General features: G+C 40.0%; 10 protein-coding genes and 1 pseudogene. 5 read left to right on the plus strand and 6 right to left on the minus strand.

The window, feature by feature from the left end:
- Positions 1-176: 176 nt before the first annotated feature.
- From HMPREF0106_RS21665 to HMPREF0106_RS21645, 5 genes and pseudogenes are all read left to right on the plus strand, one after another.
- Positions 177-2,786 (plus strand): annotated as a pseudogene (locus HMPREF0106_RS21665) (SusC/RagA family TonB-linked outer membrane protein); the annotation flags it as partial.
- Positions 2,787-2,806: 20 nt separating this feature from the next.
- Positions 2,807-4,441, plus strand: a complete 1,635-nt coding sequence (locus tag HMPREF0106_RS21660; protein WP_032850989.1) for a RagB/SusD family nutrient uptake outer membrane protein — start codon at positions 2,807-2,809, stop codon at positions 4,439-4,441.
- 23 nt (positions 4,442-4,464) lie between these two features.
- On the plus strand, positions 4,465-6,138 hold the full coding sequence (locus HMPREF0106_RS21655; RefSeq protein WP_004296466.1) for a BACON domain-containing protein: 1,674 nt from the start codon (positions 4,465-4,467) through the stop codon (positions 6,136-6,138).
- A gap of 60 nt (positions 6,139-6,198) precedes the next feature.
- The gene (locus HMPREF0106_RS21650) at positions 6,199-7,182 is read left to right on the plus strand and encodes a glycosyl hydrolase family 18 protein (RefSeq protein WP_004307900.1); all 984 of its coding nucleotides are present in this window, start codon (positions 6,199-6,201) and stop codon (positions 7,180-7,182) included.
- A 171-nt stretch (positions 7,183-7,353) separates the two neighbouring features.
- Entirely contained in the window at positions 7,354-9,180 is a 1,827-nt protein-coding gene (locus HMPREF0106_RS21645; RefSeq protein WP_032850980.1) for an endonuclease/exonuclease/phosphatase family protein, read from the plus strand.
- An 80-nt stretch (positions 9,181-9,260) separates the two neighbouring features.
- Here HMPREF0106_RS21645 and HMPREF0106_RS21640 read toward each other — a convergent pair whose 3' ends face one another.
- The 6 genes from HMPREF0106_RS21640 to HMPREF0106_RS21615 are packed head-to-tail and all read right to left on the minus strand — an operon-like array spanning position 9,261 to position 17,582.
- Complete coding sequence (locus HMPREF0106_RS21640; protein ID WP_009038928.1) at positions 9,261-10,238, minus strand: fibronectin type III domain-containing protein; 978 nt, start codon at positions 10,236-10,238, stop codon at positions 9,261-9,263.
- Positions 10,239-10,261: 23 nt separating this feature from the next.
- The gene (locus tag HMPREF0106_RS21635; RefSeq protein ID WP_008642584.1) at positions 10,262-11,269 is read right to left on the minus strand and encodes a GRP family sugar transporter; all 1,008 of its coding nucleotides are present in this window, start codon (positions 11,267-11,269) and stop codon (positions 10,262-10,264) included.
- Positions 11,270-11,287: 18 nt separating this feature from the next.
- The gene (locus HMPREF0106_RS21630) at positions 11,288-12,808 is read right to left on the minus strand and encodes an alpha/beta hydrolase (protein ID WP_009038929.1); all 1,521 of its coding nucleotides are present in this window, start codon (positions 12,806-12,808) and stop codon (positions 11,288-11,290) included.
- Between the two features lies 1 nt (position 12,809).
- Positions 12,810-14,408, minus strand: coding sequence for an alpha/beta hydrolase (locus HMPREF0106_RS21625; protein WP_009038930.1), 1,599 nt, complete (start codon positions 14,406-14,408; stop codon positions 12,810-12,812).
- Positions 14,409-14,420: 12 nt separating this feature from the next.
- A complete protein-coding gene (locus HMPREF0106_RS21620; protein WP_004323853.1) occupies positions 14,421-15,968 on the minus strand; it encodes an ADP-ribosylglycohydrolase family protein in 1,548 nt (515 codons plus the stop codon).
- A gap of 6 nt (positions 15,969-15,974) precedes the next feature.
- Entirely contained in the window at positions 15,975-17,582 is a 1,608-nt protein-coding gene (locus tag HMPREF0106_RS21615) for an ADP-ribosylglycohydrolase family protein (RefSeq protein ID WP_009038931.1), read from the minus strand.
- Between the last annotated feature and the right edge of the window lies 1 nt (position 17,583).

Consider the following 17,583-nt stretch of genomic DNA (forward strand, 5'->3'; position numbering starts at 1 on the left):
CTTTTTTTGATGTATATTTGTACGTTGTAGATATGACTTGTTGCATTGTAACTCTTAATGATGTGGTGTCTTTAAAGTTACTAAAAAGCAAACATATCTACAACTTTTAATAGGATTAAGAAAGAAGAAGACAGTTGAAATAAAAAAGAGATTACCACCAAATTTGACGAAGAACCAAAAAATCAGATATAACCGGTGCTGTGGCTTCTGTTTCTTCCAAACAATTTAAGGATCAGCCGGTAAAGCGGGTGGAAGATATTCTGCAAGGACGTACTGCAGGTGTGGCAGTGACGAGCGTAAATGGTTTACCTGGTGGTACAGTTAAAGTTCGTGTTCGTGGTACTACTTCTCTTAATACCAGCAATGACCCCTTGTATGTCATCGATGGCATTATGTCTGGTGGACTGGATGTAAATCCAGCTGACATTCAATCTATTGAAGTTCTGAAGGATGCTTCGGCAACGGCTATTTATGGCTCACGCGGTGCTAATGGTGTGGTATTGGTAACTACTAAAAAAGGGGTGGAAGGTAAAGTGCAGATTTATGCAGATGTGGCTATAGGCGTATCGAACATTCTTAAAAAATATGACTTACTGAATGCTTATGAATATGCGACTGCATTAAAGGAGTATAATGGTATCTCATTTGCAGATGATGAGATGGAAGCCTATAAGAATGGCTCCAAAGGCATTGACTGGCAGAATTTGATGTTGCAGACCGGTATTAGTCAGGACTATAAATTAGGTATTTCGGGTGGAACGGCTAAAAATAAGTATCTTATTTCCGCCAATGTATTGAATATGACAGCCATGACCATCACGACCAAGTATCAACGTGCACAGTTGCGGATAAATTTGGATAATGAACTCACTAAGTGGTTGACACTTTCTACCAAAATTAATGCTTCACGTACTCACAGTCACAATGGGGGCATTGACATTATGAACTTTCTGAACTATTCTCCTACGATGGAAATGAAAGATCCGGTAACGGGCGTTTATAATATGGACCCTTATAATTCAGTAAATGGAAACCCTTATGGTGCACGTGTCGCAAATTATGGTGACTCATATGTGTATGCTTTGAATACTAATATGGATTTGACTTTCAAAATAATGAAAGGGTTGACATTGTCTGTACAGGGTGCTGCTAATTACTCTCATGTTCCGAGTTACTCTTTCACCTCGTCATTAGCAAAACCCGGTCAACTTAGTGGTATGGAAAATGCGAGCAGGATGAATCTTTTCTGGCAGAATACCAATAATGTGACTTATAACACAAGTTTCGGCGATCATCATTTGACTGCAACAGCTGTATTTGAAGCAAGTGGTGCCGAAGGCAGAAATCTAAAACTGACCGGTAGTGATTTAGCCAATGAATTTGTTGGTTATTGGAATGCAAAAAATGCAAAGACACGCGATGGAGAAAATGGCTATTCCGCAGAAGCTATTGTGTCCGGGCTTGGTCGAATTATGTACAATTACAAAGGGAAGTATATGCTGACAGGTACTTTCCGTGCCGACGGTTCATCTAAGTTTCAGAAGAAGAATAAATGGGGATATTTTCCGTCAGCAGCTGTTGCTTGGGATGTTGCTAAAGAAAACTTTATGAGCAAACAAAACATTGTCCAGCAATTGAAACTAAGAGCCAGTTTTGGTGTTGTTGGTAATCAAAGTATCGGTGCTTACACAACATTGGGTATGTTGGCTCCTACAAATTATGACGGTTATGGTAGCGATGCAATCCATACCGGTTATTGGACTGGAAATCTCGCTACACCGGATGTAACTTGGGAAAGCACCTATCAGTATAACATAGGTTTGGACGCCAGTGTTTTAGACGGTCGCTTGAGTTTTACAGCCGAATGGTTCCGAAAGGATACTAAGGACCTGTTGCTTCGCAAACCTGCTCCTCAATATAACGGAGGTGGCTCTTTCTGGGTCAACCAAGGTGAAGTTAGAAACTCTGGTGTTGAATTTACCATCACAGCAACTCCTTTGACTGACAAAGATATATTTGGTTGGGAAACATCGCTGAATGCATCTTATTTAAAGAATAAGATAATCGATCTGGCAGGTAGTGATTTTATCGTTGGGGAGAATTATACAAGTATTGGCGGTGGTCCTATTCAAATTAAAAAAGTAGGGTATCCGATTGGTTCTTTCTATCTTTATGAATGGGCAAACTTTAATGACCAGGGCGCCAACTTGTATAAACATCAATCTAATGGAAGTTTGACAACCAATCCGGGTGCTGACGATCTGGTTACTAAAGGGCAGGCCGAGCCTAATTGGACTTTCGGATGGAATAATACATTTACTTGGAAAAATTGGACGCTCAATCTCTTTATCAATGCTGCATTAGGACAAGATAGACTGAATGTAAGCCGCTATGCGATGGGATCTATGACAGGTGTATATCGTTTCATCTCTTTATCTGATGCTTATTACAAAAGTTGGGATAAAGTAGCCAATAAAGCAGATGCTGTGTATGCAAGTCATAAAAATTCAGATAATAGAAACTATCCTGATTCCGATTTCTGGCTTGAAGATGCATCATTTGTGAAACTGAAAAATATAAGCCTTACGTATAATATTCCTAAGAAGATAACGAAAGTAGCCGATATTCAATTGTCGGTCAGTGCTCAAAACCTGTTTACATTAACGAAATACACAGGTATGGACCCAGAAGTGTACAGTGAATCCGATTACGGCTTTAATGGCGTAGATATGGGCTCTTATCCTGTTCCAAGAACTTTCACTTTTGGTATGAAACTTAACTTTTAATCTTTTAACTATACATGGATATGAAAACAATATATAGAATATTCAAATCTGTCGGACTAGCATTGATAGCACTTTGGATGGTGTCTTGCCAGGATTTACTGACAGAAGATCCTAAAGGGCAGTTGGCGGTAACTAATTTCTTCAATTCAAAAGCTGATCTGGACTTGGCTCTGAATGGAATGTATTCCAAAGTTGCAAGTGATATGTATGCAAATATCTGGGCAGGTTTCGAATCAGTGATGGGTGATGATATTTCTACACACCCTGCAGCTAATAAACAGGGGCTGCGTGAGGTAGATACTTATAATGTTTCGGACAACAACACTTGGGTGACTGAATTGTGGGGAGCTCGTTGGAGATTGGTGAAAGCTGCTAATTTCATTATAGATAATGCCGGACGAACTCCGGAGGTGAGCCAGGAAGAGAAAGATGCGGCCATTGGACAAGCTTATTATTGGCGCGCCTATTCTTATTTTTACTTTGTAATGGCTTGGGGAGAGGTACCTATGGTTGTGAAAGATGAAATCAATTACAACATGCCGTTGGCAACCGTTCCTGAAATTTACGAGCTGATTGTATCTGATCTGAAAAAGGCAGAAACAATGGTCCCTGCTAATTATACTAAAGAACCCTATGCAAGAAATGGGGTAAACATTGCTGTTAGTCAAGGAGCTGTAAAAGCAACACTGGCTTATGTGTATATGGCAATGGCGGGATGGCCGTTGAACAAAGGAACAGAATATTATCAACTGGCCGCTGCAAAGGCAAAAGAAGTAATCGATGCTGCGAAGAAAGGTACTTACTACTACAAATTATTACCTGATTACAAGCAAGTATATTCGATGGAGTATAATAAGAATAATCCAGAAGTGTTACTTGGTGTTTATTATAATTTAGGAATAGATGCACTTACCAATGCCCCTTTAGCCGATTTCTTGGCAGACTATGCTTATGGTGGCGGTGGATGGGGAGATACGAACGGAGAAATTAAATTCTGGTATGATTTCCCGGAAGGCTCACGCAAAGATGCATCTTATTTCCCGAAAATCATATTGAAGAATGAAACGAAGTTGCGTGATTGGTGGGAAGACCCCAATCCGGAAGCGCCGCGTGTGGTTGTTGCTCCCTGTTTCATGAAGAAAGTAGAAACGACTACTGGAGAAGAATTCGACTATACAAATCCGAAAATTTCGATGAATCAGAATGGAGAAAAGACGCATCAGATTATTCGCTTGGCAGAAGTATATTGCTGGTATGCCGAAGCCGTAGGTCGTTCAAAAACAGGCAGTATCACGGAAGCTGTCAACTTATTGAATGAGGTACGCAATCGTGCCAATGGATCTGTTGTTGCAGAGCGGGATATCTATAAGACAACCATGTCGTATGATGAACTGGCAGAAGCTGCCTATAATGAACATGGTTGGGAAATAGCCGGATATTATTGGGGAAATATTGCCACTAGAGCAAGGGATATGTTTCGCATGAATCGCATTAAAGATCATTTTGAATACAGAAAATTAAATCCGGAGATTGAAGTGGCCCCCGGAGTCTTCAGGAAAGAAGCTGTTTCCGTATCTGGTACGTGGAATGACAGTAAAATGTATCTTCCCCGTCCTTTTGTAGATTCGTCTATTAATCCGAATTTGAAGAACTGAATGAAACAATAAAAACAATCATTATGAAACTAAGATATTTATATTTAGCAATAGGTGTATTATGTAATGCCTCTTTAGTATCATGCGGTGATAGCTTCAAAGAGAAAACAGAGATTGTTGCATGCGGAATCTCCACAAATGCTTTGACATTCGGAGTCTCCTCTACTGAAGTTCAGACTGTAGATATTACGTCAGAAGCAGCTTGGGAAGTAGCAGTGGATCAGGCAGGTGGTAATTGGCTTACAGTTTCTCCTTTGGAAGGAACTGGTAATGGTACGCTAACAATTGCTGCTGATAAGAATAACGGCCCAAAACGCAGTGCAACCTTGACCATAGCGGCGAAAGGTGCTGAACTTCGAACCATCACAGTTATTCAGGATGGCTATAAAGGAACCATTTATAATTACGGTGACTTTACTGGATTGCAAAAGACGGGGCTTGTGGCAGGGATCAATCCGATCACTATCGTAGATAATGACGAATGTGAAGATGGAAAAGCGTTAAGAATCTATACCCGGGCAGGTGAAGAGTATGAAGGTACTAATGGGGACCGTTTCAAGGTGCAGACAACAACGCAATTCGGATCAGGTCGTTATGAATGGAGGATATATGTCCCTAAATTCGGAATGAATGACCGGGCTAGTATTGGAGCATTTTTATATTTTGACGATGGGCATGAATTGGATTTTGAAATTTGTTCCGGTACAGCTGCAGACCGTGCAGCACATAGTGCCGGACCAGATGATATGCTGTGCCTTGTGACTAGTCAGGCTAATCCTTTTTTCTCTGAATTCACGCCTATTAAGGGGGATGCTTGGCATACGTTTGTATTGGATTTGAAGTTAGAAAATAAGAAATATCTGGCGGAGTGGTCGGTTGATGGTAAGGTTTTAAAGAGGGCACAATTAGATTATGGTGAAGAGGCTTATTTCCGTGCTATATCTAGTGTCGAGAATCTTTATGGTATGGGCGATCATGCGGCAACTCAAGAAAATTATGCCTTATTTGATTATCTTGAATATGTTCCTTATGATTATTCAATGAAGCCGATTATCGAAGGTCAACTTCCTCCCGAACCAGAGGGAACAACAGTGAAGTGGGACTTTGAGGAAGCTGGTTTTGTTCCTGTTGGATGGACTAACAATGGAGGAACGATTGCGGATGGAAGTTTGAATCTATCTAACGGGAATAACTTCGTTTATGGTCCGGAGATAGGAGCTGGAAAATATACATGGGAAATAGATGTTCCTTTGGTAGGGGTAGGTGAAAAATGGTTGGCAGGCGGTAATATCGCTGCAACTAATGCTGAAGAAAGGTCATTCTCTATGTTTGTTTTCTCGGGTACTGAAAATGATCGTGCGGCTTGTACGGTTCCTCCTGTTCCTGGTCAGATGCTGGTACGTTGTTATACGGAAGCTATGGGAGTTTACGGTGTACCTATTGATCCGGGTAAACACACTTTGACTATTGACCTTAGACTTAATGCAGATGGTGCATATTGGGCGGCATGGATTATAGATGGTGAAGTGGCGAAAACATTTACTACTTGGTATACTCCGGCACAGTTTAAATTTGGATTCTCAATGATGACCTTTGCTGATGGAGGTGGCTGGCAAGGAGATAAGCCTACTGCAAAGACATATACAGTCAAATATGACTATATAGAATATAAGAAGTATAATTATGATGAAGAATAACAGTTTACTTTACATTCAATGAGGTATTTAAGTATAATTGGAACAGCTATATGCTGTGTAATGTTGGTAATGACGAGTGTTTCCTGCAAGCAGGAAACATTCTCTTCCACCACCCAGGAGAAGAAAGTAGCTCCTTGGTATGTCTATATAGATGGAAGCTCTTTTAAGGATATAGAGCCAGTGAAAGAGATTATTAGTTCCATTAGCGTTTTCGGGAATCCTCCGAAATCATTTATCGATGAATGTCATCAGAATCATATCGAAGTATATCAGGCTGTAGGTGGGAATGAAGAAACGATTGATACGCCACAGAAAAGAAAGGCGCTTGTTGAGAAGTATGTAAGTGATTGCAATGCAAACGGATATGATGGAATAGATCTTGATCTCGAACATTTGAACCCTGATATTCAGGATGCATATACCGAATTCCTGAAACTGGCTTCAAAAGAACTCCATGCTGTTGGAAAGAAATTAAGCCATTGCGTTAGTTTTTATCCGGCTTTGTATCAGGATAACGAAACTAAGATGTTTCACGATCCGGCAGTTTTGAATACTACTTGCGACTTAGTTAGAGTGATGTGTTACGATATGTATTTTGCACCTGGGATAGATAAGCCCGAGCTCAAACATAGGGATGATTGTATGGGCATTGGACCTACGTCTAATTATCTATGGACTAGAGAGGCGATGCTTTTCTGGATGAAACATATTCCAAATGATAAATTAGTGATGGCGTTGCCTGCTTATGCAAATGATTATGCTGTAACTGGCGGCATCAAAGGAAGGCAGATTTACCAATCTGTGCCTGACAGTATAAATGGAATTTTGCCTTCTCCTACCTGGTTATGTTATGAAAAGGTAAACATGTATCTGTATGATGGTACTGATGGTAATCGGCATCTGTTTTATGCAAGTGATGCCAGAAGTACGGAAGCGCTACTTGAACTAGCTGATGAACTGGGAATCTCTCAAATCGGTTTTTGGCACTTTAATAGCGTAGATCCGCAAATGTGGGATACTGCCGCAAAGTGGCAAAAGAAATAATAAGATAATAAATCGACCTTGTAAATAATATAGCTTTATTCTCATCCCCCCATTTAGAGAAAAGTTATTCTTAACAATAAGAGGCCGCAAAGGTATGAATCCGTATCTTTGTGGCTTTTTATTTTTTTCTTACCTTTGGGGGACTTAACATAACCCCCAAAAATGAAGAACATGAAAAAGATCTTTTTACTCATTTCCGTCATTCTATTTATTTTTCCGGTACAGGCTCAACATACATTGAGACTGATGACTTATAATATTAAAAATGCGAACGGCATGGATGATATTTGCAGTTTTCAACGGGTAGCCAATGTGATAAATAATGCTTCTCCTGATGTTGTGGCTATACAAGAGGTAGACAGTATGACCCGTCGGAGCGGGCAGAAATATGTGCTGGGTGAAATAGCTGAACGTACACAGATGCATGCCTGTTTTGCACCTGCTATAGAGTTTGAAGGAGGTAAATATGGAATCGGACTGTTGACAAAGCAAGTTCCGCTACGTTTACAAACTATCCCTTTACCTGGTAGAGAAGAGGCCCGCACCTTGATTCTGGCAGAATTTGAGGATTATATTTATTGTTGTACTCATCTGTCATTAACGGAAGGAGATCGCATGAAGTCCCTGGAAATAGTGAAGTCATTGATTGCTTCCTATAAAAAGCCTCTTTTTCTAGCCGGAGATATGAATGCTGAACCTGAATCCGATTTCATCAAAGAATTGCAAAAGGATTTTCAAATACTCTCCAATCCGGAAAAGCATACTTATCCTGCTCCCGATCCAAAAGAGGCCATTGATTATATTGCCGTGTCAAAGCAAAACGCTACCGGATTTGCTGTCATATCTGCGAAAGTAGTTAATGAGCTAATGGCTTCCGACCATCGTCCCATACTTGTGGAATTGCGTACCGCTGAAAAGGCAGACAAGATATTCCGTACTAAACCTTATTTGCAGAATCCTGTGGGTAATGGCATTACTGTGATGTGGGAAACAACCGTTCCTTCTTATTGCTGGGTGGAATATGGCACAGATACTACCCGGCTGGAACGTGCGCGTATGATTGTTGACGGTCAGGTGGTCTGCAATAACAAGCTGCATAAAATACGTATAGATGGCTTACAGCCCGGACAGAAATATTATTATCGTGTGTGTTCGCAAGAGATGTTGCTTTATCAGGCATATAAAAAGGTATTTGGAAATACAGCACAATCGACCTTCAGTGAATTTACTCTTCCTGTTGCTGATACAGAGTCTTTTACCGCTATTGTTTTTAATGATTTGCATCAACATACCAATACTTTCCGTACTCTATGTAAACAAATACAGGATGTTAAGTATGATTTTGTTGTTTTCAATGGTGACTGTGTGGATGATCCTGTGGATCACGAGCAGGCAACCACATTTATCAGTGAACTGACCGAAGGAGTGTGTGGCGATCGCATACCGACTTTCTTTATGCGTGGCAACCATGAAATCCGCAATGCCTATTCTATCGGTTTGCGTGACCATTTTGATTATGTGGGAGATAAAACTTATGCCTCTTTTAACTGGGGAGATACCCGTATCGTCATGTTGGATTGTGGAGAAGATAAACCGGACGACCATTGGGTATATTATGGCTTGAACGATTTTACTCAATTGCGTAATGAACAGGTTGATTTTCTGAAAAAAGAACTGTCTGCCAAAGAATTCAAGAAAGCAAAGAAACGTGTCCTTATTCATCATATTCCGCTTTACGGTAATTATGAAAAGAATCTCTGTGCAGATCTGTGGACTAAATTATTGGAAAAAGCACCTTTTAATGTCAGTCTGAATGCACATACCCATAAATACGCTTACCATCCGAAAGGGGAACTGGGTAATAATTATCCAGTTATTATTGGTGGAGGATATAAGATGGACAGTGCTACGGTGATGATTCTGGAAAAGAAGAACGATGAATTGAGGATTAAGGTGCTGAATGTAAGGGGAGAGGTTTTACTGGATATAACAGTCTAAAGTCTCTAATAACTTTATAAAAAATGGAGGTGCGCCAGACTTCTAGACACACCTCCATGAATTAGTTATTTCATAAAGTGCTATTCGGAGAAATATGTATAATAGAAATTCTCTATATATCCGTCATAGTTTTTGCTTTCCTCTTTGATACAACTATTTTCGTCATATTCGAATGTGTAAGTAGCTGTACTGGATGAATGTTGCCAACCACTGCTCGTATGGCAATTAGCCGAAGCTTTTCCAAAGAGACCAGTTTCAACCAGCCAACGACTAGCTCCACTACTTTCCGCATAGATGCAATGTGCTCCGCTCACATTAGGCACGGCAGAATAGGTCTGAACTTTAAACTGCTCTACTCCATCTGAAAATCTGGTCCATTGCATAATATTTCCATCTTCTATGGTGATGTTAGATGCAATATTGCCATTCTTTTCAGCTTTGGTCATGTAGCCGTTTTCATCATAAGTATATTCGTAAGTGTTGGAACCATCTACAAAAGTTGCAACATAACCTTGGTCATTTAAAGTCATGTTATATGCGTTCTTACCTGTCACTGTGATATTATTTCCGTCATAAGCAAAGAGCCATTCTCTATCCAATTCTCCTTCATATAACCTGTATACACGTTTTACAGTACCATTATCATTATATTCGTAATACCATTTATCCCAGTCGTCCGCAAAAGTGGCTATTCGATAAACTGTTACTTCAGAGGTTGTTGTAAAAGTGATTTCTGCATAGTCTGAATCTTCAAAATAGATTGATCCGGTTTTTTGAGCTTTTACTTTGAATGTATAACTTTTTTCCGGCTCTAAACCTGTCAGTTGAATTGTATTTTGGTCAGTACTTTGTTCACTACCGTTGTTCAAGCTATAAATATAAGCTGTTGCGTTTCCTATGGCTTTCCATGTAATAACAGCAGAACTCTCTTTTACATCAGGAACAGTAACTTCCGGTTTATCCAGAATGTTTGTACTGGGATGATTGTCATCATCACTGCAAGCAGTCGTACCTAGTACTACTGCCAGCATGGCTAATAAGTAAAAATACTTTTTCATGTTGTTCTATTTAAGGTTAATAATTAGTTTCCGGCAACTACTATCATTCCCAAACCAACCAGGAAGAAGATAAACATCAAGGCCAGTAGTTGATTAACAGATTTCGTTGAACCTTTAAATTCTTTCCAGATAAATACTCCCCAAATAGCGGCAATAAGTGGTGCGCCTTGTCCTAGTGCATAAGATACCGCCGGACCAGCTTCTCCTGATGCGATATAGCTGAACGCGGAACCAAGTCCCCATATCGCTCCACCAAGCATTCCGCATATATGAGTTTTCGTGTTTCCTTTAAAGTATTCGGAGTAGCTGACTTTTTCTCCAACAAAAGGATATTTCATTACTAATGTGTTGAAAACAAAATTGCTTAGTAATACGCCTATTGAAAAAACAAAGATGGCAGAATAAGGAGTCATCATTCCTATAGCAGGAGAATTGAAGTTTTCTACGTCCATACCTTTCACTACGAACCTGTAGAACAAAGACATCAGTACACCGGCAATTAATGCAATGATAATTCCCTTTTTGTTGTTTTTCCTGCTTTCTTCTCCCTTTTGCATTTTTCCGGAAGCCACTCCATTGCAAATGATAGCAATGACAATGAGAGCTACACCGCCAAATAAAAGCAAAGGATTACCAGTTGGAATTCCCAGATAATTGACGATTACCCCTAATACCAATGCAATGCCAACTCCTAAAGGAAAAGCTACAGACATACCAGCCAAGGAAATAGACGCTGAAAGAAGAATGTTTGAAGCATTAAATATTACGCCCCCCAAGATAACCCAACCAATGCTGTCTCCTGATGCTTGTCCCAGATCTTCCAGGAATGAACGTCCGGTATCTCCATGACTACCCATTGTGAAGCCTAGTAAGATGGTGAACAATACCATTCCAATCACATAATCCCAATAAAAAAGTTCATAACGCCAATTTTTGGAAACTAGTTTTTGGGTATTACCCCAAGAACCCCAACAAATCATGGTTACGATGCAGAATATAACTGCCAATAAATAACTGTTTACTGTGAACATACTATTAGTATTTAATTGTTAAACATGAATTCTGTTATTTAAATATAGTATCCAATCTTCCCAATAAATGAAAACATTGGCTTCTTTACATTTTCTTGACCGGAACTCATGTTCCAGGTCCGATTCTTTCAAAAGGATATGTATATTACTACTAAAACCATATTCTTTTGATTCGGGTAGTATCTCTATCCAGCATCTGGGATATCTTTTGTGTGAGTTGACTGCTTTTATAAGATTTTGAGCATCATTCTCGTTGCCGATGGCATTTACACAGACTATGCCGGTAAACAAATTTTCTCCCTGAATGGCTTCTATACCTTCTTTGATATTATCTCCCAAAGTGATTAAAGCCCGCATACGTTGGGAACCTCTGATGCCGGAGAGTTGCTTTTCTATATCAGAAATTGTTTCTGACAGGTCTGTGTTAGCTTTTACGAAACTAAGAACAGCAGGCCATGTTTTATTCTCATCTACCATTTGATGAAACTGACTGACGAGAACCTTTTGCTGTTGTTCGTTGATTTCTCCCTGTACATAGATAATAGGATATTTTCTTGTGCTTCCTTGAGCCTGTTCCGGATAATAGACCGTTGCATTGGCTGTTTGGATAAACGGAGTCTCATTCGGAAGACTACTCTCACTATTTCCTGACTGCTTCCCATTGAAATATTCGTTTATGAATCTGAATGCTTTGGGCAGTGCAGTATTCCAGCAGGCGAAATCATGTCCTCCTGAACGTACTTCCCATTCATGAGGTATTTGTCTTTCCAGTAATAAACGGTGCAGTTCTTCATTACTTTCGCAAAGAGTACCTTCTTTATCTCCAATATCCAGCATGATGCCAAATCCTTTTAAATCGGAATTGCGGAGGGTGGAAAGAATGTGGTAGGGTGAATGTTGTTTATAGTAACTGGTTAGGCGCTGCTTACCATTCTTTCCCACTCCTCCGAAAATCCGTCCCCATTGATTGTCCCATCCTTTTTGTGGCCCTTCTTCCATGTATTGTTTTTCTGTACGGATGGATGGCGATAACGCAACGACAGAGCCGAATAAGTGGCGGTTGCGCAAACTAACGGATAATGCTCCGAATCCTCCCATAGAGAAACCAATGATCGAGCGTCCATTAATATCCTTGCGAGTACGATAGTTGTTATCTATATATGGAACCAGTTCTTTGATAAAGAAAGTTTCATAAAGGGAGCTACCATCATAAGTGTCACTGTAATAAGACAGGTAACCGTCAGGAATAACCATAATGAAAGGTTGAATCTTTCCTTCTTTTATCATTTTGTCCATTACACGGGCAACGTTGCCGTATTCGAGCCAACTGGTATAATCACCTCCTATTCCATGAAACATGTATAAGACTGGATATTCTGTATCTGAATGTTCATAACCTTCCGGTAAGATAATAGAGTAGGAGATTTCTTGCTTTAGGGACGGACTGTAAATACTCATCCCTTCTTTTTCTATGGGAAGTGCCCAAGCTCCATCTATACCTGATAGAAATAGGATAATATATAACAGTATCTTCTTCATATTATTTCTTTATTAACTGTTCACCAATATAATAACTCATTGAATAAATACCTGTTTGGGCGGACTGTTCACTATCCAGTCCGTTTCTGACACGATATTGCACCGGAGCTTCTGCACCTCGCAATCCATTGAACAGAGTAAAGATGCTATTGTAGTTGCTGCCTTCGTCTGTTATGTCCAAATAATAGATTTTGGCACGATTCTCGGCAGAAAGGTTGATAATATCCGCGTCTTCTGCAAAGAAAAAGTTGATAGCAGGGGCATTGCCTGTTGACTGATTGTATAAGTAATCAGCTTCTGAACCGTAGGTTAATCCTAATCTGAAATCTGCATTGCTTTCCGTATGAACCGTCTTTTCCACTGCATCGGTAATAGCTGAAAAATTTGTTTCATTTAGAATCATTTCTTTCACATTAAAACCTGCGATTATCATACGTTTGATTTGCATAAGAGAATCTAATGCCACTGCCACCTTCTTTGTTGTAAGATCAACATTACCTTCTCCTTTGCTGTAATAAAGAACTTTGTAAGTTAGTTCGGAATTATAGTCATCCGGTAACCATAGTTCGATATTGGAATTACCTACTTTAATGTTTTTATTAGTAGCATGTAATTCTTCTGTGAATTTTTTCAGAGTTTCCTGCGGATAGTTTTCTCCTTTGAATGAACGTTCGATAAAAGGCAGTGCCTCTTTCATGGATTCACGCCAATAACTGTCGGTGTGGGCACCATTCCGTACACGATATTCGTGTTTGATATTTTTGTCCTGTAATAGAGTATGTAATTCACCGTTTCCTGCATATAGTCTTTCTTCATCATCACCGCAGTCTATGTAATACCGTACTGTTTGAAATGTGGAACTTGGTTTATCCTTGAAAAAGTGTAGCGGACATTGGCTTTTATAATAGCTTGTCAGCCTGCCTGTTCCTGTCTGGCCGCTTCCTCCGAAGTTGTTTCCCCATTGAAGATTCCAACCGTCTTGTGACAAAGAGATGTATTGTTCATCTGTATTTAGAGAGGGACTTAATCCTATTGATACCGAGAATGTTTCAGGATGTTGCGATGCTATACTTAATGCCCCGAAACCTCCCATAGAGAATCCGGCAACAGCTCTTTCCGTCTTACTGGCTGTTGTTCGGAACCGCTTATCAATCAGGGGTACGAGTTCATTAATGAACATATCCATATAGTTGAACTTTCCGTCATAGCGGTTGCAAAAATAAGAGTTGAAACCTTCCGGCATGATGTAGATCAATGGGCGAATACTACCATTGCTGGTTTGCGCATCAGCTATGCTTTGAATATTCAGACCTAAAGGTCCCCATGAACTTTGGTTCCCTCCCCAGCCATGTAGAAGGAAAACTACTCCATATTTACCCGTACTTTCCGATAGATATTCTTGAGGCAGTAATACGGAATATTTGATTTCTTGTCCTAATATTTTGCTGTAAAAACTTTGATCGGGATTATAGCGTTTGGTAAACAGTTCCGGTGTCTCGGTCTGTTCGCCTTCGGACGGACTGTTATCATCAGACGAACATGATGACAATCCGTAGGAAAATAATAATAAGGCTAATAATAGGAATAGTTTTCTATTCATGGCTTCTCTCTTTTATTTATAAGGATTGATTGGCTCTGCCGGTGTGGATGAATAAACCACCATGTCTTTACATTGAACGGCATATTTTTCATTTGGATTAATCCATTTAATAACCAGTTTGTGAGGTCCTTCCTCTAAATCATAATTATAGAAAATGTCATACTTTCTTTTTATGTAGTCATAAGGCATTTCTATGGTTTCTACTTTCTTGCCGTCAATGTAGGCCTCCAGGATGGCGATGTAATTGTCATTACTATCTTTAACATCTTGTCTGATCATCCCCATTAAAACAACTCCCTTGCCATTGAACTCAAATGTTTTTTCTGTACCGAGATCGTATTTGATAACTCTTCTTTCAGAAGGATATAAGCCTTCAAAAGAAACTTCCCATGCTACGGTTTTTGGCTTCTGAATCGTGGTATAGTATTTATCTCCTTTGATTTTTCCTCCGTTTGCTTTTAATACATCACTCAATAGTTTGAGATTAATGTCGTATACAGAACTTAAAGAGATATCTGTGTAGGGGAACTTAATATTTTCACATCTTTCGAGTGCCGGTTTCCAGTATTCGGGGATAGCCTTGTAGCCTTGTATGACTCCAAGAATTCCTGCGGCAGTTGCCGGGTTACAGTCGGAATCTTGTCCGCAACGAGTGGCTATATCCATTGTTTTGAAAAAGTCGCCGTTGCCATATAAAAGTCCCATCACACAGTAAGCCGCATTGATAGTGGCGTCAATGTTAAATGCATTGAATACCCCTTCCGGGCAGCCAATCTCAAAAGCATGGCGGTTTTCTATTTCCAGCCAGCATTTACGCCAGTCATCGGGATATTGTTTCCAATATTTAATAACGTCTATGATGCAACGGTGAAATTTACTTTGTTCGGGTATTGTTTTAAGAGCTTCCGTGACAATTGTATAAATGTCGTTATTTACATAAGCCAATGCATACATTGCTCCCATGTATACACCTCCATACCATCCGTCGCCGTAGTTCATGATATGCCCTATCTTGTCCGAAAAATTGGAGGCGGTATTTACCATCCCCGGACATATCATTCCAATGAAGTCTGCTTCAATCTGGAAATCAATATCGTCAGCGTGCGGATTATTTTTCCAATGTCCCGATGCCGGTGGCATAATACCGTGTAATATGTTATATCTGGCTGCTTGGTTGGCATGCCATAATTTGTAATCTGCATTTGCAAAGGCTTTGGCAAATGATTCGGCAGGGGCATTTATCCCTTCTTTTTGCATTACTTCCAGAAAGGTAAGATCCATATATACATCATCATACAATCCCGGATCTTCTGCAAAGATGTCCTTGCAATAGTCATCATACCAGATTATTGGAGTTTTCTCATGAATGATCGCTCCTCTGTATTTAAATTCTGTAGGACCGCCATAGGTGCATCCTATGGTTTGTCCGGCCCAGCCTCCTTTAATTTTGTCGAGCAGTACCTCTTTACTTATTTCAACTGTTTTTCCATATTCTATTTGTGCCATTCCCGATATGGAAAAGGTAAATAGTAGAATGATGTTAATCAGGACTTTTTTCATCTTAACTTATTTATTAAAGTAAAATCTATCATGTTCTTTTTTCTCTGAATAATACATTATGTCGTTGATACGAATAATGTAGTCTTTTTTGCGGTTCAACCATTTCATTTTAACGTGGTGTCTTCCTTCCTTCATGAGGTATTTCCAGGCTGGTTCTACTTTGCGGTCTGTGTTTCTCATGGGTAAAGCTGCTACATGGTCCAGTTCTCCGTCAATCCATATTTCCACTTTAGCAACGTAAGGGTCATTGGGCTCTGCCAATCCGAAGACCTCGGAACCGATGTGGCGTGTAGATACACGATTGATATAATCGGGAGTAATACTTCTTGTGCAGCAAATGTTGCCCCAGATAACAAATCCGTTACCATTGAAATCAAATTCAAATGTATCTGTCAGGAAGCAGTCTTTGCGTTCTCTATAAAGTGGATAGGTGTTTTCGAAATTTTGTTCTAAAGGAAGTACGTCCGCCTTTTTGATTGGAATTTCTATTTCCCCACCAGATACTTTTCCACCTGTTTTGACTATGAGTTGTTTAGCTTGATCGAAACTCATTTGGTATGCTTTTGCCAACGACATATTCGTTCCTTCAAATGTAAAGTCTTCTACTTCTTTCAAAGGGTTTAACCAGAATGAAGGGATTTTATCATACCCATACATGACGCCGAGTACACCGCCGACTGTAGACGGATTACAGTCAGAATCTTGTCCGCAGCGTGTTGCAATATCGACAGAGTTGGTGAAATCTCCTTTACCGTAGAGCATAGCTAATGCTACGAAAGCGGAATTGAGCTTGGCGTCAATATTAAAGTTTAGAAATACGCCTTTGGGGCATCCTACATCGCAGTTCCATTTTTCTTGCAGGAAGTACCAGCAATCTTTCCAGTTGTCCGGGTGCAAAGAATGGAAATTGATTACATCCTGAATACATTGATGGAATGCACTCTTTTCAGGTATGGCAGAGATTGCGGTTTTTAGAATCGCTTCAGGACTCTTTTCATAGAAAGCGGAGCTATAAAGAGCTGCTACGAAAGCACCGCCATAAAAACCATCACCGCTATTCATAATGTGGCCTACTCTGGAGGCGATATCCAATGCTTCCGGCAGCATTGCCGGAGCCATCAGACCAATGAAGTCTGCTTCGATCTGGAAATCCAGATCGTCTGCATGTGGGTTATTCAACCAATGACCGGAAGCCGGTGGCATGATACCTTGGCGGATATTATATCTGCCTGCTTGGTTAGCATGGGCCAAATGATAATCAGCGAATGCAAATCTTTTGGCAAGTTCTTCTTGTGAACAATCCAGGCCAAGTTCATCAAATGCCTCAACAAACGTGCAATCGTTATAAATATCATCGAATAATCCGGGTTTCTTTTCCCACCAATATTTAACGTAACTTTCCGCCCAGGGGATCGGCTGGTAATCTTGAATATAAGTTCCCGTGAACTTAAACTCTGTAGGTGCTCCGAAAACAACACCAATGGTTTGTCCGGCCCATCCTCCTTTAATCTTATCTAAAAGTTCTTTATCAGATAACTTTAAAGTTTTTACAGGCTGGGCTTGTACGTTGAGAGCAAAAAGCCCTATAATACATATCGTAATTATTTTCCTCATT

This window comes from Bacteroides sp. D22, from assembly GCF_000163675.1.
In the GTDB taxonomy this organism is placed as follows: Bacteria; Bacteroidota; Bacteroidia; order Bacteroidales; family Bacteroidaceae; genus Bacteroides; species Bacteroides xylanisolvens.